The organism is Ectothiorhodospira shaposhnikovii, assembly GCF_016584105.1.
GTDB classification, from domain to species: Bacteria; Pseudomonadota; Gammaproteobacteria; order Ectothiorhodospirales; family Ectothiorhodospiraceae; genus Ectothiorhodospira; species Ectothiorhodospira shaposhnikovii.
The window spans coordinates 101,242-124,254 of record NZ_NRSM01000001.1 but is presented as its reverse complement, the minus strand read 5'-3'; the positions used below and the strand labels follow the sequence as shown (position 1 = coordinate 124,254).

Here is a 23,013-nt window from a genome sequence, read left to right as displayed (position 1 = left end):
ATCACGCGGCCCTGGTCGCGTCCTCCTGTGTCGGTTTAGGTTGAAAGGCATAGCCATAGCCGTCCGCCCGTTGCAGCAGACGGCAGTGGCGGTATGAAATGCCCTGGACCACAGCCCGGCCCCGTTCCAACAGCAACTGTGCCCACTTCTCCGAACAGGGCATCAGGGGCTTTTTCCTTTTGTCCAGTGCAAAAACCGCCATCTCAATGTTCCAAAAACAAAACCCTTACGGGTCCGGTGATGTGGGGCAGAGTGCCCATTCCCCCTTCGGGAAGGTCTGCACCCGGCTCCAGCCTTCAGGTGGGGGGAGTTGACCCGTCTTTAACTATTATTTAAAGAAGATCTTTTTAATGATAGTAACAAGTAACCCGTCCGCCTTTGGATAACTTTAATATTAACTATTAAATTCAAAGGTTTATAACGTAAAAACCCTGTGAATTGAGGCCCGGATAAAGAGGTTTGGTCGCTGTTGAAGTATTGTGGATAACTTGCGGACGCCCCATTTCCCATAGGGGGTTCACACCTTATCCACAGTGTTGGCGGCGTCAACCCATCAGGTGGTCAATGTCCGCAGCAAATTGATGAAGTCCTCATTGATCCGCGCATCGGACTCACGCAATTCCACCACCTTCCGGCAGGCGTGCAGCACCGTGGTATGGTCCCGCCCCCCGAAGGCCTTCCCGATTTCCGGGAGGCTGTGATTGGTCAGTTCCTTTGCCAGGGCCATGGCCACCTGACGGGGGCGGGTGATGGAGCGACTGCGGCGGGTGGAAAGCAGATCGGAGACCCGGATCTTGTAATACTCCGCCACGGTCTTCTGGATATTGTCGATGGTGACCAGCTTGTCCTGCAGGGCAAGCAGGTCATGAAGCGCCTCTTTGGCAAACTCCAGGGTGATGGGGCGACCCGTAAAATGGGCATTGGCCATCACACGGCGCAAGGCACCTTCAAGCTCACGAATGTTTGAACGAATCCGCTTGGCAACGAAAAATGCGACTTCACTGGGCAGATCCACGCCGGCTTCTTCCGCCTTGCGTTTCAGAATGGCCACCCGGGTTTCCAGTTCGGCAGGCTCAATGGCGACGGTCAGTCCCCAGCCAAAGCGGGACTTGAGACGATCTTCCAGACCTTCCACTTCCTTGGGATAACGATCGCAGGTCAGGATCACCTGCTGCTGGCTTTCCAGCAAGGCATTGAAGGTGTGGAAAAACTCCTCCTGGGAACGCTCCTTGCCTGCAAAGAATTGAATATCGTCAATCAACAAGGCATCCACAGAGCGGTAATAGCGCTTGAATTCGTCGATGGAATTGTGTTGCAGCGCCTTGATCATGTCTGCCACGAAACGTTCGGAATGCAGGTACACCACCTTCGCATCCGGGCGCTCCCGGAGAATGGTGTTACCGATGGCATGCATAAGGTGGGTTTTCCCAAGGCCGGTACTTCCATAAAGGAACAGGGGGTTATAGGCCTTGCCCACATTCGCCGCCACCTGCAGGCTGGCGGCCCTGGCCAGCTGATTCGATTTACCCTCGACGAAGTTGTCGAAAGTGAAATTGGGATTTACGTTGTTGGTGAACTGTGGGGAACTGGCAGCCGGCGCCGGGGCCGGTCCGCGTGCCTGCACCGCATCTGCCGAGACGGGTACAGCCTGTGTGGACTGGGCGGCAGGTTGGGGCGGGCGCACCGGCGGTGTTGCGGGTGGCCGGCTGCTGCCCACTTCCAGCAGCACGCGCATGGAGTCATTGCCCAGAAGCTCGGTGACGACCTGGGCGATACGCTGGAAAAAGTGGTCCTTGACCCAGTCCAGCACGAATCGATTGGGAGCGAGCAGCCGTAATACGCCCTGTTCCTCCACTGCATGCAGGGGACGAATCCAGGTATTGAGTTGCTGTTCGGAGAGTTCACTCTCCAGACGCGACACGCATTGCTGCCACAAGGAGTTGCCAACCAAGGGTATCTCCAGTGGTAGGGGTTTGAGGGACGCGTAAGTCTACCCGCAGTCCCACCGACTTATCCACACCTTTTTCCACACCCTTGTCCCCAGGCCTTGACTGACGCGGATTGACACCCATGTCAATCGCAGGTACTTTTACGCGCCTTAGATTGGGCGCTCTCTATCGCCCGTAAAATAGAACTCAGCCACGGTCAGCCGTCATGAAAAGAACATTCCAGCCCAGTAACCTGCACCGCAAGCGCACCCATGGTTTCCGTGCCCGCATGGCTACCCGCGGTGGCCGCAAGGTGCTGGCCGCTCGCCGCGCCCGGGGCCGTGCCCGTCTTTGCCCTTGATCAACAGATTGTCCTGAATGACCAGGGATTTCCTCGCCACGTCAGGCTGTTGCAGGCGAGTGATTACCACCGGGTCTTCAGGGATGCACATCGGGTGTCCCAGCCGCCCTTCACCGGGCTCTGGGCGCTGAGCCCGACTGCGGGACCGCGCCTGGGGATGGCCGTGGCAAAAAAAAATGTCCGCCAGGCCACCCAGCGCAATCGAATCAAACGCCTGATCCGGGAGTCGTTTCGTCGGCATCGTTCCGGCATGGCCCCCATGGACATGGTCATCATGTGCAAGCCGGGCGCCCAGCATTTCAACAACGCCGATCTGCATCAGGCCCTGGAAAGACTCTGGAAACGGATGAGTAGCCAATGCGAAAAGTCCTTATCTTCCTGATCCAGGTCTACCGCTATACCCTGAGCCCTTTCATCGGGCAGCACTGCCGATTCACCCCCTCCTGTTCCTGTTACGGAATGGAGGCCATCGAGAGACACGGCGCCCTGCGGGGCCTGTGGCTCACCGTCCGGCGACTGGCGCGTTGTCATCCCTTCTGCGAAGGCGGGTACGATCCTGTACCGGACCCCGCCCCAGGCCATCACAAGCAGCCGCGAAATCATGGATAATCTTCGACCGATCCTGTACCTGTCACTGGTTTTCCTGCTGTTCCTGATCTGGCAGGCCTGGCGTGTGGACTATGGTCCCCAGCCCCAGTTCGATCCCCAGCGCGCCGAAGCCACCCTCAACGGGCAGGAATTCCGCGACGATGTCCCCGATGCCCCTGCTTCCGAGGCCATGGATGCCCCCGTGGGCATGGACCCCGTGCTGGCCGCTGATCGCCAGCGCATCCGTGTGGTCACCGATACCCTGGACGTGCTCATCGACACCCGTGGCGGCGACCTGGTGCGCGCCGACCTGCCCACCTATCCGGTGAGTCTGAAGGAGCCGGACAATCCGGTACGCATCCTGGACGAGCGTTTGCGCGACTATGTGGCTCAGTCCGGCCTGATTCATGACCGTGTACCCGGCATCGAACACGCCGACCGCGCCCCATCCCATCACGCCGTGTTCCGGGCCGAGCGCACTGAATACCGCATGGAGGACTGGCAGGATGAACTCGTGGTCCCCCTGACATGGGAAAGCGAGGACGGCATCCGTGTCACCAAGACCTACACCTTCCGCCGTGGCGACTTCCTGGTGGATGTGGACCATCGGGTGGAAAACAACAGTGACGCCACCTGGACCGGCCGCCAGTACCGGCAACTGCGTCATGGTCCCACTCCGGACCGTGAATCCTGGTTCCTGTACACCTTCACTGGTGCCGCCCTCTATGACGGGAAATACATCAAGGAATCCCTGGAGGATCTGGGCAGGAACGTCCAGGACCGCAATATTTCCGCAGGCTGGATCTCCATCATCCAGCATTACTTCCTCACCGCCTGGGTACCCCATGCCGATGAGGTGAACCTGCTCTACAGCCGTGCCATCGGCACGCCGGAACGTCCCCAGTACATCATCGGCCTGCGCTCCGAACCCGTGAGCATCGCCCCCGGCGCCCATGAGGTCCTGCAGTCCCGCATCTGGATCGGCCCCAAAAAACAGCAGCCCCTGTCAAAGATCGCCGATGGCCTGGAACTGACGGTGGACTACGGCATCTTCACGGTGCTGGCCAAGCCCTTGTTCTGGCTGCTGCGGGTGATCCATGATTTCGTGGGCAACTGGGGCTGGGCCATCATCATCCTGACCCTGATGATCAAGCTGGTGTTCTACAAGCTGTCCGAGACCAGTTACCGCTCCATGGCCAAGATGCGTGCCGTGCAGCCGAAGATGATGGCCCTCAAGGAGCGTTTCGGCGACGACAAGCAGCGCATGAACCAGGCGCTGATGGAGCTTTACAAGAAGGAGAAGATCAATCCGCTGGGCGGCTGTCTGCCCATCCTGATCCAGATCCCCGTCTTCATCGCCCTCTACTGGGTGCTGCTGGAAAGCGTGGAGCTGCGTCAGGCGCCGTGGATCTTCTGGATTCAGGATCTGTCCATCCGTGATCCCTTCTTCGTGCTGCCGCTGCTCATGGGTGCCAGCATGATCGCCCAGTACAAGCTGAACCCGGCCCCCATGGACCCGGTACAGCAGAAGATCATGATGGCCCTGCCCATCGTCTTCACCGTGTTCTTCGCCTTCTTCCCGGCGGGTCTGGTGCTGTACTGGCTGGTCAACAACCTGCTGTCCATTGCCCAGCAGTACTACATCACGCGCCAGATCGAAAAGACGGCCAACGGCAAGGGCGGCGGCAAGAAGTAACACCACTTCCTGCTGGCCATCCCGGCCATCCATAGCCCGGTTGGAGACGGCCGGCGGTCTTCGAAGATCCCACTGCAGTGGTGATCCGGGGATCGCCGGTTTTCTCCATCCGGGCTATTTTTCGTGGGACTCACCGCCATGCACCGCAGCCTCGATACCATCGCCGCCATTGCCACCGCGCCCGGACGGGGAGGCGTGGGCATCGTGCGTGTCTCAGGCCCCGATGCCGCCGCCGTGGCACGGCGCAGCCTGGGCAGACTGCCCGCCCCCAGACAGGCATTCTACGGTCCCTTCCTGGATGCACGGGGAGAGGTCATCGACGATGGCATTGCCCTCTATTTTCCCGGCCCCTATTCCTATACCGGCGAGGATGTCCTGGAACTGCAGGGCCATGGCGGCCCGGTGGTCATGGACCTGTTGCTGGGAGCCTGTCTGGAGATGGGCTGCCGCATGGCACGGGCCGGGGAATTCACCGAGCGCGCCTTCCTCAACGACCGCATGGATCTGGCCCAGGCCGAGGCCGTGGCCGACCTGATCGACGCCGGTTCCGCCGCTGCCGTGCGCAGTGCCCGCCGATCGCTGGAAGGTGGATTTTCCCGGCAGGTGGACCTGATCCTGTCGGCCCTGACCGAACTGAGAGTGTTCGTGGAAGCGGACCTGGACTTCTCCGAAGAGGAACTGGATCTGCTGGCGGAAGGGGATATCCAGTACCGGATCGAGTCCCTGCTGGATCAACTGGCCACCCTGACCGAGCAGGCCCGGCAAGGCAATCTGCTGCGGGAAGGCGCCCACCTGGTGATCGCCGGGCGCCCCAATGCGGGCAAGTCCAGCCTGCTCAACCGTCTGGTGGACCGGGAAGCCGCCATCGTCACCGCCATTCCCGGCACCACCCGGGACGTACTGCGTGAACACCTGAGCCTGGACGGTCTGCCCCTGCACCTGGTGGATACTGCCGGCTTACGGGAATCCGATGACCCGGTGGAGCAGGAAGGCATCCGCCGGGCCTGGGCCGAGATCGAGCGGGCCGACCTGGTGCTTCTGGTGGTGGACGCCACCCAGGGGGAGGGCGAAGAAGAAGGGGAGATCCGCCGCCGCCTGCCGCCGCTGCTACCGGTCATCACCGTTTATAACAAACTGGACCGGCTCACCGAACTGCCGGCGGATGCCAGTGACGTGCTTTTCATTTCGGCCCACACTGGCGAAGGCATCAGCACCCTGCGAGAGGCCCTCAAATCCCAGCTCCACTACAGCGGCCACCCGGAAGGCCTGTTCACCGCCCGTCGCCGCCACCTGGACGCCCTGGCCCGCACCCGCGACCATGTTCAGGCCGCCAATGACCAGCTCATCGTCACCCGCGCCACGGAACTGGTGGCCGAGGAACTGCGCCTAGCCCAGGAGGCACTGGGAGAGATCACCGGACGGGTGAGCGCGGATGATCTGCTGGGGGAGATTTTTTCTTCCTTTTGTATCGGGAAGTGATGTGGGTTTTGCCGGGTTTCATGAAAAACTTTACTGGGCATGGGCGAATACCTCGGCTCCGGCAGCCTACCCACGCGAAAACTTTACCTTCTCTTCCCAGTTCATTCGGCTCAGCATGCCGCACACCGAGTCGGTTTCCACTCAACTTAGGCCAGAGTCAATTCAGGGTCGTGTGCTACAAGCGCTACCAGGTCAGCCATTATCGAAGTCCGAGTTGGCCAAAGCCATTGGCCAGAAGAGTATTTCAGGCAAGCTGAATGCGCGGGTCCGAGCCTTGCTGGAGGAGGGAATGATCGAAAGCCAACCTGATGTACATGCGCTCCTTCGCCGACGCCTGTCCGGATGCGGCAATTGTCCAGCAGGCTGCTGGACAATTGCCCCGGGGCCACAACCTGGTATTGCTGGTCAAGCTGAAGCAGCCAGAACATGTCCCACGGGCCACCTCGCGGCACTGCATTCCCCCAAGCCTGGCATTTCGGCATAACATGATGGATCACGTTTATCCCGCCTGAACCGACCATGCCCCAGGAACATCTAAAAACTCTGATCTTCATCCTGCTCCCACCCGTGATGCTGGCCGTGGGGATGGGCGCCGCCATTCAAGGGGCCTGGCTACCGGAACTGCCCCAGGGTCTGGTGGAGATTCTGCCCTGGTTGATGGGAATGCTGGCAGGGGTGCTGGCCTTTGTCTATGGCCGGACCCGGACGCTCATTTGCGTGATCCTGGTGCTGGTGGTCTATCTGAGCAGCATGTTCCAGATCCGGCCCATGGCGATGGCACCGGGCACGGACCTGCTGCCCGCTTTGGGCTATGCCCTCATGACCCTGCTGGTCCCCCTGGTGTTCATGATCAACGCCATCTGGTCCGAGCGCTATCACCTGATGATGGATCTGCTGATCCGGCTGGCGGTGTTTGGAACCCTGCCGGGCATGGCCGTCCTCTTCGCCACGCAGTTCCCGGAAGGCATGGCCGATCTGTTGCTGACCACCCATTTGCCCGCCCTGCACTGGGATGGCTACGGCATGCCCCAGCTTTCATTCTGGAGCCTGATCCTGTGCCTTGCCGGTATGGGATTCTTTCTGGTCAAGCACCCGAGCCCCCAGTGGGCCGGACAATGGATCACCCTGGCCGGCATCGGATGGATACTGCCGCAACTCTTCCACGCCTATGCCATGCCCCTGTACACCGCCACCTTGCTGCTGATTCTGGCCATCGCCGTGGTGCATGAGTCGTTCCAGATGGCCTTTCGTGATGATCTCACCGGACTGCCTGGCCGCCGCGCCCTCAATGAACGCCTGCAGCGCCTGGGGCGCCACTATGCCATTGCCATGACCGATGTGGACCACTTCAAGAAATTCAATGATACCCATGGGCATGACCTGGGAGATCAGGTGCTGCGGGTGGTGGCGGCCCAGCTGCGCAAGGTCAGCGGTGGCGGCAAGGCCTATCGTTATGGGGGAGAGGAATTCACCATAGTCTTTCCCGGCAAGACGGCGGAAGAGTGCGTGATCCACCTGGAGGCCGTCAGGGAAGCCATCGAGTCCTATGAGATCGCCATTCGCGACGGGAACACCCGACCGGACAACAAGCGGGAAGGCAGGGCGCGCCGGGGGCAGGGCAGGGATAAGACCGTCTCCGTGACCATCAGTATGGGGGTGGCCGAACGCAGTCTGGAGCGTCCGGATCCTGAAAGCGTCATCAAGGCGGCGGATCAGGCCCTCTATGCCGCAAAGGAGGCCGGACGTAATCAGGTCCGCGTAGCAGAGTAAAATTCAGCCCGGTTTTCTGATCATCACCACATCATTGCCCACCACCTCCAGGGCCATGCCGGTCTGCGCCGCAATCCAGCGAAAGGTCTGCTCGCTGAAAAAGCAGACATGGGTGGGATCCAGGGTGTAGTGCCAGCGGACAAAGCGTTGCCGGTCAAGGGCACGCTTGGTCATTATCCCCAGCCAGCCACCGGGTCTGAGCAGGGCCTGCAACTGTTCCAGCACCCCGCCGGGGTCGGTCAGATGCTCGAAGACTTCCGTACTGATGATGAAGTCATGCCGGATCTCAAGCGGTGCGGGATCCGGGTGGTAGTAGAGGTCATAGCCCACGCAGGACAGGCCGGCACGGCGACACATGTTCACCAGGACCTGGCCGGCACCGCAACCGAAATCCAGTCCTGCCGCTCCGGGGCCCACCCGCTCCAGCAATGGCGTGAGCATGCGACCCAGAAACCGCTCGTACCCCCCATCGCCATCCTGGTTTTCATGCAGATCGTAATAGGCCTTTTCTTCCTTGGCGGACAGATGATAGCGGGAAGGTACGAAGGTCAGACCGCATCGCAGGCAGCGATGATATTCCCGGTAGAGAACCCGGGGGCGATCTTCCCGATGAAACAGTGGTGTCTCAAGGCCACGGCACAACGGGCAGCGGTTCAGGGGCATGGCAGGTGGATGCAGGCGAGGTTGAAAAGGGGATGTTCGCATGCCCTTGCCGGGGACAGTAGAATGCCGGTGTTCATGGTGACAGGTTCAATCCGCCACCAGGGCCTGAATTCACTATCTGCTTTCGGGGTTTCAGCATGTCTGACACGCAGCTCAATTCCAGTATGGCCCGCTCTTTGGATCCGGATCATCGCGGGGTGTATTCCCGCCGGTTCACGGTGCCCGAATCCGCCATTGATCTCAATGGGCATGTGAATAACCTGGAATATCTCAAATGGATGCAGGAAATCGCCATGGCTCACTCCGCTGCCCGTGGCTGGAACTGGGATCGCTACCGGCAGGAGGGAAGCAGCTGGGTGGTGCGATCCCACAGTATCGAATATCTGCGTCCCAGCCATGCGGGAGATGATCTGCTCCTGCTGACCTGGATCGGGGGATTTTCCCACCGCAGTTCGCCGCGCCATTATCTTTTGCTGCGCGCCGATGATCACCGCCCCCTGGCACGGGCAAAAACCGAATGGGTCTATGTGGATGCCGGTACAGGGCGACCCAGGCCGGTGCCGGAAGCCTTCCGTGATGCATTCATCGTGATTGATGACGAGCGTCAGGCACTGGATATTCACTGTAAGTGATCTTTTCCCCGGCCTGCTTCGAAGGCAGGCTGAAGGTTCAGGCCGTCCATCGACGGCCGTTCCTCACGATGAAGCGTGTACCGTCTCTCCTGCCATAACGTATCGCCCCCAGGGGTATCCTCGTTTTTTAGTTCTCCCGTGATTGGGCAGGCGCTTCACAGACACCTGTCTGAAGCGCCCTGCCTGCCGTTCCTTTTGATCTCAAAACGCCAAAGAATTCTGCGGTGCGTCAGGATTTCTGCTGACTGCATGCCCCTGGATGATCCCCGGCTTGTGGATGACGGGGGCCTGTCTTATTACTGTTCTTTTAAAAGATCTTTTTAATGATAGTAATAAGGGGCGGGGGTGGCTGGGGAAAAGGTTTTTAAAGGTTCAAGTTTTCAACAGCTTATGCACGAAAAAGCCTGTGAAGAACAAATGGGGAAAACGGCGCGCGAAATGTGCGTGGATTGTGGATAAAGTTGTGGGTGAAATTTACCCACGGTTTGGGAACAAATTATCCACAAGGTTGCCACAAGCCATGGAGCCTGCTCATCATGCAAACGGGAAGTGGCGCGCAGGCGCGTCCCGTCGATTGGGCTAAGCTCTACACGGAGGTGCAACCTTGCATCCATCGGCAACCAGAGAAGGAAACACTGAAAGTCCGCTGTCGTCACTCCCGCGTGGGCGGGAGACCGGAATGACCTGTTTTTGAATGGACTCCCGCATGGGCGGGAATGACTGATTCAGAACATCCAGCCAGAAGGAGATCGCAGCCATGCCGCAAGAGAAGAATCCGTTCGACATGTCCGAACTGATGAAACTGATGGATCCTCAGCGCTACATGGATCAAATGAACGAGTTCATGAAGCAGTTCAAGGTCCCGCACATGGACATGTCCGCGTTGATGGAAGTGCAGAAAAAGAACGTGGAGGCCATGATGGCCGCCAACCGGGCGATGATGGAAAGCAGCGAGGCGCTGATGAAGCGTCAGACGGAGATGCTGAGCCAGGCCATGAACGAGGCCACGGAGATGACCCGTGCCATGGGAGAGGCAAAGCAGGACGACCTGCCGGCCAGACAGGTGGAAATGGTGGGTAAGGTCTACGATCGCATGAGCAGCCATACCCGGGAGACCTTTGAATCCATGCGACTGGCCCAGGAGGCGGCCATGCAGCGACTGGATCAGCGTTTCCGGGAATTGCTGCAGGAACTCAAGGACATGTCCGTCAAAAAGGATCAGGAAAAGGCCTGATTCCCGTCAGGATGGTCCCGGAGCGGCTGACATGTCGTTTTCCGGGGCTGTCCCGGCGTCATCCCAGTTCACGGAAGAACTGCACCACCAGCAGGACGCACAGGACCCACAGCAGGCCCTTGAGCCAGCCCCGATAGGTGTCCGCAGCCACCCGCTCCCGTATCCACATGCCTCCGCGCAGTCCGATCAGGGCGGCAATGCCCAGGGGCAGGGAGATCAGTAACAGGTCCACTCCCAGCATGCCGAGGAAGGCAAAGGTGATCGCCTGAGTCCCCTTGCCCAGCAGGAAGCACAGGTTGATGGCCTGGACCAGCACCACCGGTGCCAGTCGCAGTTCCAGGAAATAGATCATCATCACCGGACCACCCACGTTTACGGTCCCACCCAGCAGACCTCCCAGCAAACCGGCCCCGGCCCCGCTGGGACGGGGGTGGCGTCCGATCCAGCTCCAGTCGATGCGCTTGATACGGTCGGACATCAGGTAGAGCAGCACCGTGGCGGCCAGCAGTAGACGGAAGGGATTGGGGTCCATGGCGACCAGCACCAGGGTGCCCAGGGCCGATCCCACCAGCATCCACATGGCCACCGGCCAGAATCGGGCGACGCTGCTGAACCAGTCGCCGCCCCGGATCAGGCTCCAGATATTGACCGCGATATTGGGGGCCAAGGTGAGCAGGATGGCCGTCTTGACGTCAGTGATCAGCGCCAGGATGGGGGTGGCGATCATCGGGAAACCCAGTCCGAAGGCGCCGTGGACCAGGCCGGCGATCAGGGTGACCAGCAGGCCGATGAGTATTTCTTCAGTACCGAACGTCATGCCTTGTATTGCTCAGAATAGGGTGGGAGGGGCGGGGAAAAGGAAAGTCAGGGGAGTATTCAGGATGTGCCGTCTTGTGGCGGGAGCAACCGCTGGATCAACGCCGGATCATCAGGCAAAAACCGGCTTTTGGCCACCCTCTCCAGGAGCAGTGACCAGTGGGGAGCGCGCTGGAACAGTGCCCTGAGCAGGGCCTGAGCCTCGGATTCATGGCCGGCGTTGATCAGGGCCACGGATCGCCAGAAGATGAGTTCGTCCTCTTCCGGGGCCAGTGTCTCGGCGCGGGTGAAGGCCTGGATGGCCTTGTCGTATTCACCATGCCGCAGATGATGTCCGCCCAGGGTATTGAGTTCGTAGGCTTCCTTGAGGATGACAAGACGCTTCAGTTCCCTGACCGGGGTGGGGTGGTCTTCCACCCGCAGATCCAGGAGGGTGTCCCGGGCCGGGTCGCCGGTGGCCTTGCCGCTGACCACCATCATGGCGGCGGAACGCCGCCCCCGCAGGTCGCCCCCCTGGGCCTGAGCGGCCTCCAGGGCACTGATCAGGCGATGGGGGAAATCACCTTCGGCGGCCTCGTAGGCCCGTCCCATGGCCTCCCAGGTGCCGTCATTGAGCAGCATGTTGCCAAGGCATGCGTACTCGTCTCCCAGGCAGTGACCGGCCGCGTCGATGCACAGGCGGCCGGTATGGGCCACCACGTCTCCCTGGGTGTCGATCATGGCGGCCTGGCGGTAATCCATGTGGTGATCCCGTGCCAGCAGGCGGCGTAGCGCCTCGCCGGCACTGGCACCATCCCGCATCAGGCGCAGGCCTTCGGCGGCATAGATAAGTCTGGCAAAGGACTGGATGGTGCCGGCCCCCACGCCCGCCCGGGCAAAGGGGGCGACGCTGCCCACGGCAAAGTGATGGGACTGGACTGCCACACCCAGGTGACCGCTGTCAGGGTCCCGGGCCACGATGGAATAGGTGGCGACGGGGAGCTGGGCGGGTGGCGGGGATGGCATCCGGTCTGCCTTGCAATCAGCGTAGCAGGCTGAGGTTGAAGTGGCCGCTGATGAAGTTCTGGAACTTTCCCACATCCTCGAAGGCAATCTTGAGTTTCACCTGTTCCATCTGGCTCAGTTGTTCCAGGGCTGCGCAGTTGTCCGACTTTTTTCCCTGCTCCACGGAGCGGACCTGGGCGCGCAGTCGCATCAGCACCAGAAAATCAAAGCTTTCCTGCAGATCACCGGCCTGATCCTGCTTCAGTACCCCCTGTTTCACCAGGGCCTGAAGACGCTGGTGGGTGCCCCCGTCGAGGGCATTCAGTTCCAGCGCCAGGGCCTTGATGCCGTCGGTCAGGGCGAAGATGCCGCCTTTCTTCAGGTCCACTTCTCCCCGGGGCGCGCCCTGGGTGCCGGTCTTGATCTTGCCCAGCCAGCCCAGGGGCGGGGTGAAGCGCAGCATGTTTTCCGCCATGCGCATGATGAACAGCCGGTTTTCCGCCAGACGGTGGTAAATATGGGCCTTGAGCTTGCGCTCCAGGGAGGCATCGCCGTAAAGGGTGCGGATGTCGGCGAACATGCTCACATTGGGGATGTTTTTCGGACTGGGCGTGGTGAGCCACTGATCCAGTTCCTTGTACCAGCCGGACAGGCTGCGTCGCCAGGCGGGGTTGCTGGCCATGATGCCGCCGGGGCAGGGAGGCACGCCGATCTCGATGAGGTGCTCGATGAGTTCCCTGGAAAAGTCCTCGATCTTCCTGATGTCATCCTCGGACAGATCATCGGCGTAGACGATGGCGTTGTCCTGGTCGGTGGAGAGGGTCTGTTCACTGCGTCCCTCGCTGCCCATCACCATAAAGGCGAAGCCCTTGGGCAGATCGGGGAAGCGGGTCTCCCGGACCAGATGGATCAGACGCAGCAGGATCTGGTCATTGAGATGGGCGATGAGCTGCACCAGATCCTGGATGCGGGTGGTGGTGCCGCTCAGTCGCACCACCAGGTCCTGGATGCGGGCATGCAGGACCTTGAGGTCTGCGGGTGTCCCGGCCTTTTCGATGTCCCGCACCAGTTGATGGGGCGAATGATTCTGCATGCGCAGGATGTCCGTGTCGGTGATGATCCCATTGAGGGCGCCGTCATCATCCACCACCACCAGACGGTGGATATGCTGCCGGGACATCCGGTACAGCGCCTCGTAGAGTACGTCTTCTTCACGGATGGTGGTCAGGGGACTGTTCATCACGTCCGCGACCTTGAAGGAACCCGGGTCGCGTCCCGACGGCACCACCTTGTTCCTCAGGTCCCGGTCGGTGATGATGCCGATGGGGGCACCGGCGTCATCGCAGACCACCACGCTGGAGATGTTCTTCTCCTTCATTACTTTTACCACATCAACGAGCCCTTCGCCTGGGCGGCAGGTTACGACCTGGCGCTGGCAGATCTCGCCCACGGGACGAAAGAACTGGTTCTCGTCGTTCATGCTTGACTGTCCTTGGCCGGAATGCTGGCCGGCGTTCTGGGTAGATAAATGCCGTTGGAGCGCTTGCCCATGGGCATTCGAGGTGATGCCTGACCCGGCTCATGGTCCGGAGGATGGCTTTGATCGTGCCAGGCTGAGTAAGATGGGGGTACATCAGGAAGACGACCGAAGGTGCCCCATATGCATCGCGATGTGAATGATCTCATCCAGCGTTACATCCGGTCACAGACCTATGACAAGGATACTCCAGGTCGTGAAGGTTCCGGTGCCATGCCGCTGGTGACCATGGCCCGGGATTACGGGGCGGGGGGGGAGGAAATCGCCATGATCCTGGCCCGTGAGCTCAAGGTATCCTATTTCGACGAGGTGCTGCTGGAGCGGCTGGCCAAGCATACCGAGCAGGACCGTGAACTGCTATGGGAACTGGATGAAAAGGTTTCATCCTGGAAGAGCACATGGGTCTACTCCGTACTGTCCGGGGATGCCTATTTCATGAGTACCTACCGCAAGGCTCTGGTGAACGTCTTGCTGGCCATTAGTGTGGAGGGCGGGGTGATCATGGGGCGGGGTGGGCATGTGTTTCTACGGGATCGGGGAGCTTTCCGGGTGCGGATCTGTGGTTCCCCGTCGCATTGCGCCCGGCGCGTGGCCGACAAGGAAGGCCTGTCCGAGGATGATGCAAGGGATAAGGTGGAGGCCATCAACCAGCAGCGTCAGCAGTTTCTCTGGAACCTGATCCAGCGACGCACCAATGACCCTACCCAGTTCGACCTGACCATCAATACCGACAAGCTTCATGACTGGGAGAAGGTGGCTGCCATGATCCTGTCGGCGATGAAGGAAGCCGTCCTGGCTCGATCCGAATATCTGTCCAGAGGAAGCAGCAGACCGTGACCGCGTCGAGAGAGCTTCCCACCGCCACTACCATGGTTCTGGATATCGTCAGTGCCGAGGAGCGGCTCTATTCCGGAAAGGTCCGCCGGGTCTGTATCACGGGCGCCAACGGTGAACTGGGTATCTTTCCCCGCCACTCCGCCTTGTTGACCTCCATTCGCCCCGGCATCGTGCGTTTCATCCCAGTGGATTCCAATGAGGAAGACTATCTGTATGTTTCCGGGGGCATGCTGGAAGTCCAGCCCGGTGGGGTGATTGTGCTGGCGGACACCGCCATGCGTTGCGAGGACATCGATGAGGAGGCCGCCCGCGAGGCCAAGCGCCGGGCGGAGGATGTGATGCGTAACAGTGTGCTCTACACCGACCGGGACGAGGCCCACGCGGTCCTGTTGCAGGCCATGGCCCAGCTGGCGGTGGTGGAGAAGGCGCGCAAGAAGCGCGGCAAGCGCAACGGCGGTTAGGCCGTTTTCATGCGATTGCTGGCTTCGGCCAGATAGAACCACTCGTTGCCCGGCAGGGCATTGGGATTGGGGAAGACGATGAAGCCGTCCGCCGGTGCCGACACCGGGGTACCGTCATGGCGCCGACCGATCTCGTCCCCCTTGCGGATGGGGTCGAAGCTGGTCCAGTCGCGACTGAACCGGTCCTCGGGATGGTCCCGGTCGACCACTTCCACCAGCTTCAGTACCTCCAGATCCTGCCTGGGCGCGGGTGCCGGCAGATCGTCCACCAGCTGCAGGTGGGCCAGGGTATTGAGGATCGCCTGATAGGCTACCGCGGGTGCCTCCGGGGCCTCGTGCTGGCCGCATTCCAGGGTCAGGGCATAGCCGCCCCGGGCGCGCATGAATTCCGTGGTGCCGATGCCGTAGCTGGGGTCGGTGCTGAGCATTTGTGCCCGCAGGTCCGCATTGGGATTACGCAGGCGCCGGGCCACGCCACGGGCATAGGTATCCAGCCAGCCCTCGACGATGCGCCGTGCTCCCAGGCGTCGGGCCAGGGCCTCTTCTTCGGTGGCGTGGGTGAAGGGCTCCAGCTCGCCGTCGTTGTCCCGGGGGCCGAGCATGACGAAGGGTTCTCCCGGGGTATGGAATGAATGCAGATCCAGCAGCACGTCATGCTGGGCCAGCAGTGGCCCCAGGCGGTTGGCGATGCGATCCTCGAAATCCTGCGGTGTCTCGCTGATGCGGAAGTTGCGATTGAGATTGCGCTCCCCCATCCGCTGTCCCAGCCTGAAGGCCAGGGGATTGGTGACGGGCACGAAGGTCAACTGGCCGCGGTTCAGTACCCGCTCTCCGCTGTCCAGTTCCCCCATGATCCGCTCAATGCCCCGGGTGCCGCAGGTTTCGTTGCCATGTACCGCACCCAGCACGATCAGACGTGCGCCTGACTCCAGGCCATGGTAGGTGATGGAGCGGATCAGGGTCGGGTGGTCGGTCATGGAACGTACCTGGAAGGATGATGTAACAGGGGTTACTCGACGATGCCGGGCATGGCACTGATGTCCAGGGGACCCATGGACACGCCGAACTGGGACAGCAAGACGGTCATTCTTCCCCGCTGCAGGGACTGGTGGTGGAGCATGCCGAGCAGACAGTCTCCCAGCAGCAGGGTGCAGTCCCGCTGGCTGCGTTCGTGGCGGAAACTGATCTGCCGATCCAGGTTGGGATAGGCCAGATTCTGCACGAAATTCATGATCTCGCTGTCGGTGCGCAGACGCTCGGTGCGCAGCAGGGGGTATTCAGTGTAGAGCACCTGGTCCAGGGAGCGGTACACATAGGGCTTGTTCAGCATGCGCCCCAGCCAGATCCGGTCCCGTAGCAGCATCTGGTTGAGGAGGCCATGGATCGACCAGGCCTGAGGTCCCGGGATCTCCTGCTTGCGCTCTTCGTCGCGCAGCTCGTCGCAGTAGTCCAGGATCCGCGTATTGGACCAGCGGTTGAAGCGTGCCTGCAGGCGCATGCTGTAGAGGATGTCCATATTGGCGGGGTTTTATTCGTCGTCCTCGCAGGAATGACCCATCATGGCCAGCCCTTCGGCCAGATAGTCGGCCCCCATGGGGGTGGCCAGCAGATAGTCGGCGGTACGGGGTGTCCAGTTGTCCTTGGCCTCTTCCAGGGCGGCGTCCCATTCGTCCTCGGTATAGTCGCCACGTCCCAGCCACATGAGGGCCACCAGGTTCGCCTGCAGCTCCGGTTCCAGTTCTTCGATGGTGTTCTTGATCTCCAGGTACACCGGATTGTCCGCATGTTCCGCCAGGGCCTCGTCGATCCAGCCGTCGTTCTGGTTGTCCGGCTCCTCCGGAAGCATCACATCTTCCTGGGCATGGAATTCCCGGGCATGGCTGATGATCCCGCAGACGAAACGGGGGCTGAGCTGCATCATGGCTGCCTCCTCCTTCAAAGAGGTTACAAATCCTGATGATAACGGATCACGGGAGGGACCGCAGGGTGGCCGAGCCGTCAGTGGGCGGATTCCTTGACCAGCACCCAGGGTGCGACCACCACGGCCTGGAATCGGGGGCGGCGGATTTCCCAGTCGCGGGCATGGTCGGTGTCCGGGCGCTGAAGGGTGCCGGATCTGAGCCATTCCTCGACGGTATCCCGGTCATCCTTGACCAGCGCCATGGCAGCCTCCAGCAGATCCAGGGGATCGGTAACCGCCAGCAGGACGCCGCGGGCGAAGTGGGTCTGCAGTTCGGGCCAGGTGATGATGCCCATCTCGCTCTGCAGATGGGTGCGCAGGGCCGCGGGATCTTGTTGCATGAGGATGATACCTGTCGTGGCGCTCAACTGATGAAGGCGCGCACCACGTCTTCGTTGCGGGTGCCCATGAGCACCTTCTCGATCCGGCCGTCCCGCACCCGCATGAGGGTAGGGGTGCCCATGACCTTGAAACGCCGGGCCATGTCCGGGCGGCGGCTCACGTCGATGCCGATGATGTCGGTCCGTTCTGGCATGAGGGGATCCAGGATGGCCGATACCTGCCTGCACATGCCGCAGCGGGGGCTGTGGAAGTAGAAGAACAGGGTTTCGTGGGTCTTCTGTTCCTCGCTGATCAGATCGCTCAGATCCGGGGCCGGTCGCCCCTGCATGCCTCGGGTGCGATAGACGAGAGCGAACTGTCCCAGCAGGAACAGGGTGATGAGACTGATGATGATCCAGCCGATGCTATCCATGCCCCTTTGTATACCTGATTCACGCCTTCATGACGAGGGGTTCAGGCGCCATTCAGGGGGGAGGGAGTATCAATGGCACCATCGCCGGATGGCGGCGATGGCCGATTCCCGTGGCCGGGATCGGTCCGCAACCCTCCAGTAAAGGAGATCACGATCATGAAACCCTTCATACGCAGAGTGTGGTTTCTGGGTGCCGTCGGCAGTCTGTTGCTGGCACCCATGGCCGCGCAGGCAGGACCGGGGTCGGGGCATGCCTGGCACCCCGGTTATCAGGTGCCGCCGCCCCATGTGCAGCCCGCGTCCAGGGGTGGTCCACCCCCCTGGTCTCCCCCTGCCCATGTCTATCGGCAGGGGTACGGCGCCGGTTATCAGGACGGCTATCGCCAGGGCTACCGGGATGCCCGTGTCCAGCAGAAGAGACCGAGCAATTACCGGGGTCATTATCATCATCCCCCACCGCCTCCGCCACGCCCCGTTCATCATCGTGACGCCGGGGGGCGGGTGGACGTGAACGTCAATTATCGATACCGCTTCTGATCTTCGTTCCAGGAATGATCCTGGCCGGGGTCGGGCCCCATGATCCCCGGGGCCTGACCCCGTCAACGGCTACTGGTACACTCGGACCCATGCAGCGCAGCCACCGCCATCGCCATGCCCTGATCCCGACCAAAGGTTCGGGATGGTGGCTGTGCCTGGCATTGTCGCTGGCACTCCCGGCGGGTGCCGCCACCCTTGTGGAGCCGTCCCGTCCGGCCTTGCTGCTCCCGGCGCAGGCGCAGTCGGGCGAACTCTCTCTCGATGAAGCCGTTGCCCTGGTTCAGGCCGGCATCGGAGGGCGGGTCCTGTCGGCGGAGACCCAGACCCAGAACGGTCGCCGGGTACATCGTATCCGCATCCTTACCGACGATCAGCGGGTGCGGAACATCCTGGTGGATGCCGTCACGGGCGAGTGGCGGTAGGCCCATGCGGGTGGTGGTCATCGAGGATGAAACCGCACTGCAGACCCGGCTCCGGGAAAGGCTGGAGCAGGAAGGCTGGATGGTGGATACCAGCGGTGACGGGCGCGACGGTCTTTATCAGTTGCTGGAGTATCCGGCCGATGTGGCGGTGGTGGACCTGGGCCTGCCCGGCCTGTCCGGCCTGGAGGTGATCCGCCAGGTACGCGCCGAGGGACGTCGCCTGCCCATCCTGATCCTGACCGCCCGCGGGCAATGGCAGGAAAAGGTGGAAGGCCTGGAGGCCGGCGCGGATGACTATCTGGTCAAGCCCTTTCACATGGAAGAGCTGATCGCCCGTCTCCGGGCATTGGCGCGGCGGGCCGCGGGACGGCCGGATGGCCGGCTTGCCTTCGGGCCGCTGGTGCTCGATACCCAGGCCCAGGCCGTGACCATGGCAGGACAGCCGGTCGGCCTGACCACCTTTGAGTACCGTCTGCTGGAACATCTGGCCCGTCATCCCGGACAGGTGATCTCCAAGCAGAGTCTCACCGACTATCTCTACCCCCATGACGAGGACCGGGACAGCAACGTGCTGGAAGTGCTCATCGGCCGCCTGCGTCGCAAGCTGGACCCGGACGGCCGGCTCGGCCCCATCGAGACCCTGCGGGGGCGGGGATATCGCCTGGCACTGCCTTCCGATCAGGAGACATGAACTCCCTGACCCTGCGGGTAAGCCTGATCGCCGCGCTGGTGGTGGCGGTCTTTGCCGTCATGACCGCCCTGGCCCTGGAGCGTGCGTTCCGGGACAGCGCCGTCTACGCGGTGGAACAACGTCTGCAGGCCCAGCTGTTCCTGCTGATGGGCGCGGCTGAAGTGGATCCGGCCGGTCGGGTCAGCCTGCCGGAACGCCTGCCGGAATCCCGCCTCATGCTGCCGGACTCCGGGCTCCATGCCCGTGTCAGTGATGAAGCCGGCAATACCCTGTGGCGGTCCCCCTCGGCCCTGGGGACCTACGGTCTGCAACCGGATGACCGTGCCTTCGTGGCCCGCATGACCGTGGACTGGGAAACCCCTGGTGGGGTGGTGCCCCTGACCTTCACCCTGCGCGAGGACCGCTCCGGTCTGGAGGCCCAGCTGCGTACCTACCGGCGCAGCCTGTGGGGCTGGCTGGCGGTGCTGGCGGTGTTGCTGCTGGCGGCTCAGTCCCTGGCCCTGTATCTGGGCCTGATCCCGCTGCGGCGGGTGGCGCGGGAACTGCGCGCCATGGAGCAGGGACAGCAATCCGCCCTGACCGGCCGCTATCCGGTGGAACTCAAGGCCCTGACCGATAACCTCAATGCCCTGTTGCGACAGGAGCGTGCCCAGCTGGCCCGGTATCGCGACGGCCTGGCGGATCTGGCCCATAGCCTCAAGACGCCGCTGGCGGTGCTGCGGGGCAGCCTTGAATCCCGCCGTGATGAAGACCGTCGGCAGGATCTTGAACAACTGGAGCGCATGGACCGGATCGTCGCCTATCAGCTGCAGCGGGCGGCCACCGCCGGTCACCGTGCCCTGGCCGCGCCCATGGCGGTGGCGCCGGTGGTGCAGCGCCTGGGACGGACCCTGGACAAGGTCTATCCGGACAAGGGAATGGTCCTGTTCGATGACGTGTCCGCCGACAGCCGTTTCCGCGGCAACGAGGGGGACCTGATGGAACTGCTGGGCAATCTCATGGATAACGCCTGGAAATACGGCCGCGGTCGGGTCAAGGTGGCGTCGGCGATGGAAGGGCGCTGGCTGGTACTGCGGGTGGAGGATGATGGCCCGGGCATCCCGGCGGATCGGGTCCCGGTCATCCTGGCCCGGGGCGGCCGGCTGGACGAGGCGGTACCGGGGCAGGGGATCGGTCTGGCGGTGGTGAATGAGATCGTCAGTGCCTACGAGGGGCGTCTGACCATCGGGACGTCGGAGGTGTTGGGGGGTGTCCGGGTGGAGATCCGTCTGCCGGGATGATCAAGGCCCCTCTCCGGGGGAGAGGGGCATGCGGCATCTTCAGGCCCTGCCCACGTTCACATCCGTGGGGGAGTGATAGTAATCACTGTCCCGGGCGTACTGTTCCAGGTCCTTGAGCAGGACCGCGAGGCGTTCCTCGGCCGTGCTGATGGTGGCGCACTGTTCGCAGCGGGGATCGCCGCAGGGCTGGCGGGTATAGAGCCAGTAATGGACCGCGCCCGCCAGCAGGCCGTCGGCAATCTCCCACAGGTCGGCCTGGGGATCGGCGTCGCTCAGACGGTTGGCCAGTTCCACGGTCTGGCTGGCGGCGCTGTCGAACAGGGTGTGGGCTTCTGACATGGCGGTGTCCTGTTCCAGTGGGTGACCGGCAATGATAGCACGGTCACCCGGCTCAGCAGACCGTTACCACCAGCGGAACTTCCAGTTCCTCGGGTGTCAGTCCGCCGTGCACCCCTTTCAACTCGAAGGGTTTTTCCGTCAGTAACCGGTCCGAGACGATCCACCCGGGATGCATCAGCAGGGCATAGTCTCCGATTCGGGCGGACAGTTCGGGGTGCGGCGCGCCCGGGCCGAACCAGCCCTCGTCCAGCAGTTCCGCGCTGGGGCGCAGGGTGCAGGCATGGCCCAGTTGCTCCCTGACCAGCCGTTCGAACCGCTCATGCCGGCCATGGCGCACATAGGCCCAGGCCACCCGTGGCTCACCGCACAGGGGCAGGGTCAGGCAGTCGGCGATCTCGGGATGGTCCGCCAGTATCAGTCGGTGTTCCACCGCCGTCATGCCGTGGTCGGCGGTGATGATCAGCAGGGTGTCGGTCCCCGCCAGACGGGCGGCCAGGTTTGCCAGGGCCCGGTCGACCTCCTCAAGGTGCTTGCGGGTCTGGGGGGAGTCGGGGCCGTGGTAATGGCCCAGGCTGTCCAGTTCCGACCAGTAGGCGTAGACATACCGGTTGCCGTGCCGGCCCTTCACCGCCTGTTCCACCCGGTTCACCATGTCCTGCAGACCGCTGAAGGGCTGCAGCCGGGCCCGGCCCTTGTGGGCCTTGTTGAAGGGGGTGTTGGCGATCTTGTTGGGGGCCACCATGGTGCTGGAGACCGGGATGCGGTTGAAGGTGACGTCATGGCCCAGCCACTGCAGGACATCCAGGCCTTCCACCCGGTCATACCCGGTGCCACCGTAGCGGGGTTTGCCGGGCAGCACCGCCAGCACCGTCCCCAGTTCGCGAAAGTGTATATGCCAGCCGGTGAGGCCATGCTGGGCCGGTGCATCGCCGGTGATGAAGGTGGTGATCCCGGTGGCCGTGGTGGTGGGAAAGACGGCATGGATGCCGGCGCGGCGATGCCCGTTGAGGAACGGGGCGGGGCGGGTCCGAAGGAACCCGTCACCCAGTCCATCCACCACCACCAGGACCACATGGCGATGGCGGCCCACTTCCTCGGGGGACAGGGCCCGCAGGGGGCCGTGACAGGAGGGCGTGCCCCCCAGGCCGCCGATCAGGGAGGTCATCAGGTTGGCCAGGCAATGCCCCTGGTAGTCGGGTGTCTGCATGGAGAAGTCCCGGGTGGGTGTTGCCTGATGGTAGACAGAGGGTGGACTGCCACGCAAATCCCCGTACCCGTCGAGGCGTTGTATGCTGTAAGGCTGTTTACGACGGATCTTCGAACCCATGAGCCGCTGGCGCCCACCCGCACCCCGATCCTCGCCCCATATCACGCCCCAGGGCTATGCCGCCCTGGATACGGAGCTGTCCGGCCTGTGGGTCCGCCGGACCGATGTCACCCGCCATCTGGCCGCCGCCGCCGCGGAAGGCGACCGCTCGGAAAACGCGGAATATATCTACCGTAAGAAGGAACTGCGGGAGATTGATCGACGGATCCGTTATCTGCAGAAGCGCCTGCCCGGCCTCAAGGTGGTGCGCGAGCCGCCGGCCGACCGGGGCAAGGTCTATTTCGGCGCCTGGGTGACGTTGCTGGACGAGTCGGACCGGGAGGTGGAATACCGTATCGTGGGTGCCGACGAGTTTGATCCGGACCGGCGCTGGATCAGTCTGGATTCTCCCGTGGCCCGTGCCCTGCTCGGCAAGGCCCTGGATGACGAGGTCAAGGTGCAAACCCCGGCGGGGGAGCAGTATTACGAGATCGTGAAGATCCGCTATGAAGCCGGGTGATCCCGCCCGATGCTATCATGCGGGTTGCCTGTGAAAAGATGAGGAACCCCCCATGCGCTTTTGCTGGTCCAACCTGATGCTGATCGGCGTGGTCGTGGTACTGGGCACCGCCAGCATGCTGGCCAGTTGCGGCCAGAAAGGCGACCTCTACCTGCCCCAGGAAGAGCGTCGCGCGGCGGACTGAGGCCGCGTTTCCGACCTTGTTCCATTCCATGTCG

At 62.2% G+C, this 23,013-nt stretch carries 29 protein-coding genes; 16 read left to right on the top strand and 13 right to left on the bottom strand.

Annotation, left to right across the window (positions count from 1 at the left end; all coding sequences use genetic code 11):
* Position 1: 1 nt before the first annotated feature.
* Together CKO35_RS00580 and dnaA are read right to left on the bottom strand one after the other, a co-directional pair.
* Positions 2 to 202 (bottom strand): RRXRR domain-containing protein, encoded by a 201-nt coding sequence (locus tag CKO35_RS00580; protein WP_200171498.1) that lies wholly within the window; start codon positions 200 to 202, stop codon positions 2 to 4.
* A gap of 351 nt (positions 203 to 553) precedes the next feature.
* Complete coding sequence (gene dnaA / locus CKO35_RS00575; protein WP_200171496.1) at positions 554 to 1,951, bottom strand: chromosomal replication initiator protein DnaA; 1,398 nt, start codon at positions 1,949 to 1,951, stop codon at positions 554 to 556.
* Positions 1,952 to 2,154: 203 nt separating this feature from the next.
* On the opposite strand from dnaA, the gene rpmH reads away from it, so the two are divergent.
* The 6 genes from rpmH (at position 2,155) to CKO35_RS00540 (ending at position 7,822) form a co-directional block, all read left to right on the top strand.
* Complete coding sequence (rpmH, locus tag CKO35_RS00570) at positions 2,155 to 2,289, top strand: 50S ribosomal protein L34 (protein WP_083838800.1); 135 nt, start codon at positions 2,155 to 2,157, stop codon at positions 2,287 to 2,289.
* On the top strand, positions 2,231 to 2,671 hold the full coding sequence (gene rnpA / locus CKO35_RS00565; protein ID WP_338031732.1) for a ribonuclease P protein component: 441 nt from the start codon (positions 2,231 to 2,233) through the stop codon (positions 2,669 to 2,671). The genes rpmH and rnpA overlap by 59 nt, the downstream gene beginning before the upstream one ends.
* Positions 2,647 to 2,898 (top strand): membrane protein insertion efficiency factor YidD, encoded by a 252-nt coding sequence (yidD, locus tag CKO35_RS00560; protein ID WP_008932108.1) that lies wholly within the window; start codon positions 2,647 to 2,649, stop codon positions 2,896 to 2,898. Before rnpA ends, yidD begins: the two co-directional genes overlap by 25 nt.
* On the top strand, positions 2,891 to 4,573 hold the full coding sequence (gene yidC / locus CKO35_RS00555; protein ID WP_200171492.1) for a membrane protein insertase YidC: 1,683 nt from the start codon (positions 2,891 to 2,893) through the stop codon (positions 4,571 to 4,573). The genes yidD and yidC overlap by 8 nt, the downstream gene beginning before the upstream one ends.
* 138 nt (positions 4,574 to 4,711) lie before the next feature.
* Positions 4,712 to 6,052: a tRNA uridine-5-carboxymethylaminomethyl(34) synthesis GTPase MnmE gene (mnmE, locus tag CKO35_RS00550; protein WP_200171490.1), complete on the top strand. Its 1,341-nt coding sequence runs from the start codon at positions 4,712 to 4,714 to the stop codon at positions 6,050 to 6,052.
* A 519-nt stretch (positions 6,053 to 6,571) separates the two neighbouring features.
* Positions 6,572 to 7,822 (top strand): GGDEF domain-containing protein, encoded by a 1,251-nt coding sequence (locus CKO35_RS00540; RefSeq protein ID WP_200171486.1) that lies wholly within the window; start codon positions 6,572 to 6,574, stop codon positions 7,820 to 7,822.
* Positions 7,823 to 7,825: 3 nt separating this feature from the next.
* Here the strand turns inward: CKO35_RS00540 and CKO35_RS00535 are convergent, their stop codons facing one another.
* Positions 7,826 to 8,485: a class I SAM-dependent methyltransferase gene (locus CKO35_RS00535; RefSeq protein ID WP_200171484.1), complete on the bottom strand. Its 660-nt coding sequence runs from the start codon at positions 8,483 to 8,485 to the stop codon at positions 7,826 to 7,828.
* A gap of 137 nt (positions 8,486 to 8,622) precedes the next feature.
* Between CKO35_RS00535 and CKO35_RS00530 the strand changes: the two genes are divergently transcribed.
* Both CKO35_RS00530 and phaP read left to right on the top strand, forming a co-directional pair.
* Positions 8,623 to 9,117 carry an acyl-CoA thioesterase gene (locus tag CKO35_RS00530; protein WP_200171483.1) on the top strand — a complete coding sequence of 165 codons (495 nt, stop codon included), beginning with the start codon at positions 8,623 to 8,625 and terminating at the stop codon, positions 9,115 to 9,117.
* Between the two features lie 757 nt (positions 9,118 to 9,874).
* The gene (gene phaP / locus CKO35_RS00525) at positions 9,875 to 10,351 is read left to right on the top strand and encodes a TIGR01841 family phasin (RefSeq protein ID WP_200171481.1); all 477 of its coding nucleotides are present in this window, start codon (positions 9,875 to 9,877) and stop codon (positions 10,349 to 10,351) included.
* 58 nt (positions 10,352 to 10,409) lie between these two features.
* Here phaP and CKO35_RS00520 read toward each other — a convergent pair whose 3' ends face one another.
* From CKO35_RS00520 to CKO35_RS00510, 3 genes are read right to left on the bottom strand one after another with little or no spacing between them, the layout of a single operon-like run.
* Positions 10,410 to 11,168, bottom strand: a complete 759-nt coding sequence (locus CKO35_RS00520) for a sulfite exporter TauE/SafE family protein (RefSeq protein ID WP_200171479.1) — start codon at positions 11,166 to 11,168, stop codon at positions 10,410 to 10,412.
* 59 nt (positions 11,169 to 11,227) lie between these two features.
* Positions 11,228 to 12,172 (bottom strand): DUF1028 domain-containing protein, encoded by a 945-nt coding sequence (locus tag CKO35_RS00515; protein WP_200171477.1) that lies wholly within the window; start codon positions 12,170 to 12,172, stop codon positions 11,228 to 11,230.
* A 16-nt stretch (positions 12,173 to 12,188) separates the two neighbouring features.
* Positions 12,189 to 13,631 (bottom strand): DUF294 nucleotidyltransferase-like domain-containing protein, encoded by a 1,443-nt coding sequence (locus CKO35_RS00510; protein WP_200171475.1) that lies wholly within the window; start codon positions 13,629 to 13,631, stop codon positions 12,189 to 12,191.
* A gap of 180 nt (positions 13,632 to 13,811) precedes the next feature.
* Between CKO35_RS00510 and CKO35_RS00505 the strand changes: the two genes are divergently transcribed.
* Both CKO35_RS00505 and CKO35_RS00500 read left to right on the top strand, forming a co-directional pair.
* Positions 13,812 to 14,525, top strand: a complete 714-nt coding sequence (locus tag CKO35_RS00505) for a cytidylate kinase-like family protein (protein WP_200171473.1) — start codon at positions 13,812 to 13,814, stop codon at positions 14,523 to 14,525.
* A complete protein-coding gene (locus CKO35_RS00500) occupies positions 14,522 to 14,986 on the top strand; it encodes a F0F1 ATP synthase subunit epsilon (protein ID WP_338031731.1) in 465 nt (154 codons plus the stop codon). The genes CKO35_RS00505 and CKO35_RS00500 overlap by 4 nt, the downstream gene beginning before the upstream one ends.
* Here CKO35_RS00500 and CKO35_RS00495 read toward each other — a convergent pair.
* The 5 genes from CKO35_RS00495 to CKO35_RS00475 all read right to left on the bottom strand — a co-directional run bounded on the left by CKO35_RS00495 (position 14,983) and on the right by CKO35_RS00475 (position 17,700).
* Positions 14,983 to 15,963, bottom strand: coding sequence for a M14 family metallopeptidase (locus tag CKO35_RS00495; protein ID WP_200171470.1), 981 nt, complete (start codon positions 15,961 to 15,963; stop codon positions 14,983 to 14,985). The two genes, CKO35_RS00500 and CKO35_RS00495, sit on opposite strands and share 4 nt — an antisense overlap.
* Positions 15,964 to 15,995: 32 nt before the next feature.
* Complete coding sequence (locus tag CKO35_RS00490) at positions 15,996 to 16,502, bottom strand: DinB family protein (RefSeq protein ID WP_200171468.1); 507 nt, start codon at positions 16,500 to 16,502, stop codon at positions 15,996 to 15,998.
* A gap of 12 nt (positions 16,503 to 16,514) precedes the next feature.
* Positions 16,515 to 16,907: a DUF3775 domain-containing protein gene (locus tag CKO35_RS00485; protein ID WP_200171466.1), complete on the bottom strand. Its 393-nt coding sequence runs from the start codon at positions 16,905 to 16,907 to the stop codon at positions 16,515 to 16,517.
* A gap of 77 nt (positions 16,908 to 16,984) precedes the next feature.
* Positions 16,985 to 17,287, bottom strand: a complete 303-nt coding sequence (locus CKO35_RS00480) for a DUF2288 domain-containing protein (protein WP_200171464.1) — start codon at positions 17,285 to 17,287, stop codon at positions 16,985 to 16,987.
* A 23-nt stretch (positions 17,288 to 17,310) separates the two neighbouring features.
* The gene (locus CKO35_RS00475) at positions 17,311 to 17,700 is read right to left on the bottom strand and encodes a thioredoxin family protein (protein WP_200171462.1); all 390 of its coding nucleotides are present in this window, start codon (positions 17,698 to 17,700) and stop codon (positions 17,311 to 17,313) included.
* 156 nt (positions 17,701 to 17,856) lie between these two features.
* On the opposite strand from CKO35_RS00475, the gene CKO35_RS00470 reads away from it, so the two are divergent.
* The 4 genes from CKO35_RS00470 to CKO35_RS00455 all read left to right on the top strand — a co-directional run bounded on the left by CKO35_RS00470 (position 17,857) and on the right by CKO35_RS00455 (position 20,630).
* On the top strand, positions 17,857 to 18,237 hold the full coding sequence (locus CKO35_RS00470) for a hypothetical protein (RefSeq protein ID WP_200171460.1): 381 nt from the start codon (positions 17,857 to 17,859) through the stop codon (positions 18,235 to 18,237).
* Between the two features lie 89 nt (positions 18,238 to 18,326).
* A complete protein-coding gene (locus CKO35_RS17840; protein ID WP_242466934.1) occupies positions 18,327 to 18,659 on the top strand; it encodes a PepSY domain-containing protein in 333 nt (110 codons plus the stop codon).
* A gap of 4 nt (positions 18,660 to 18,663) precedes the next feature.
* The gene (locus CKO35_RS00460; RefSeq protein ID WP_200171763.1) at positions 18,664 to 19,350 is read left to right on the top strand and encodes a response regulator transcription factor; all 687 of its coding nucleotides are present in this window, start codon (positions 18,664 to 18,666) and stop codon (positions 19,348 to 19,350) included.
* On the top strand, positions 19,347 to 20,630 hold the full coding sequence (locus CKO35_RS00455; RefSeq protein WP_200171458.1) for an ATP-binding protein: 1,284 nt from the start codon (positions 19,347 to 19,349) through the stop codon (positions 20,628 to 20,630). Before CKO35_RS00460 ends, CKO35_RS00455 begins: the two co-directional genes overlap by 4 nt.
* Positions 20,631 to 20,669: 39 nt before the next feature.
* Here the strand turns inward: CKO35_RS00455 and CKO35_RS00450 are convergent, their stop codons facing one another.
* Together CKO35_RS00450 and CKO35_RS00445 are read right to left on the bottom strand one after the other, a co-directional pair.
* Positions 20,670 to 20,969: a hypothetical protein gene (locus CKO35_RS00450; protein ID WP_200171456.1), complete on the bottom strand. Its 300-nt coding sequence runs from the start codon at positions 20,967 to 20,969 to the stop codon at positions 20,670 to 20,672.
* 52 nt (positions 20,970 to 21,021) lie between these two features.
* The gene (locus CKO35_RS00445) at positions 21,022 to 22,176 is read right to left on the bottom strand and encodes an alkaline phosphatase family protein (protein WP_200171455.1); all 1,155 of its coding nucleotides are present in this window, start codon (positions 22,174 to 22,176) and stop codon (positions 21,022 to 21,024) included.
* Between the two features lie 118 nt (positions 22,177 to 22,294).
* On the opposite strand from CKO35_RS00445, the gene greB reads away from it, so the two are divergent.
* Both greB and lptM read left to right on the top strand, forming a co-directional pair.
* Entirely contained in the window at positions 22,295 to 22,795 is a 501-nt protein-coding gene (greB, locus tag CKO35_RS00440) for a transcription elongation factor GreB (protein ID WP_200171453.1), read from the top strand.
* A gap of 52 nt (positions 22,796 to 22,847) precedes the next feature.
* Entirely contained in the window at positions 22,848 to 22,979 is a 132-nt protein-coding gene (gene lptM / locus CKO35_RS00435; RefSeq protein ID WP_008932911.1) for an LPS translocon maturation chaperone LptM, read from the top strand.
* The last annotated feature ends 34 nt before the right edge of the window (positions 22,980 to 23,013 follow it).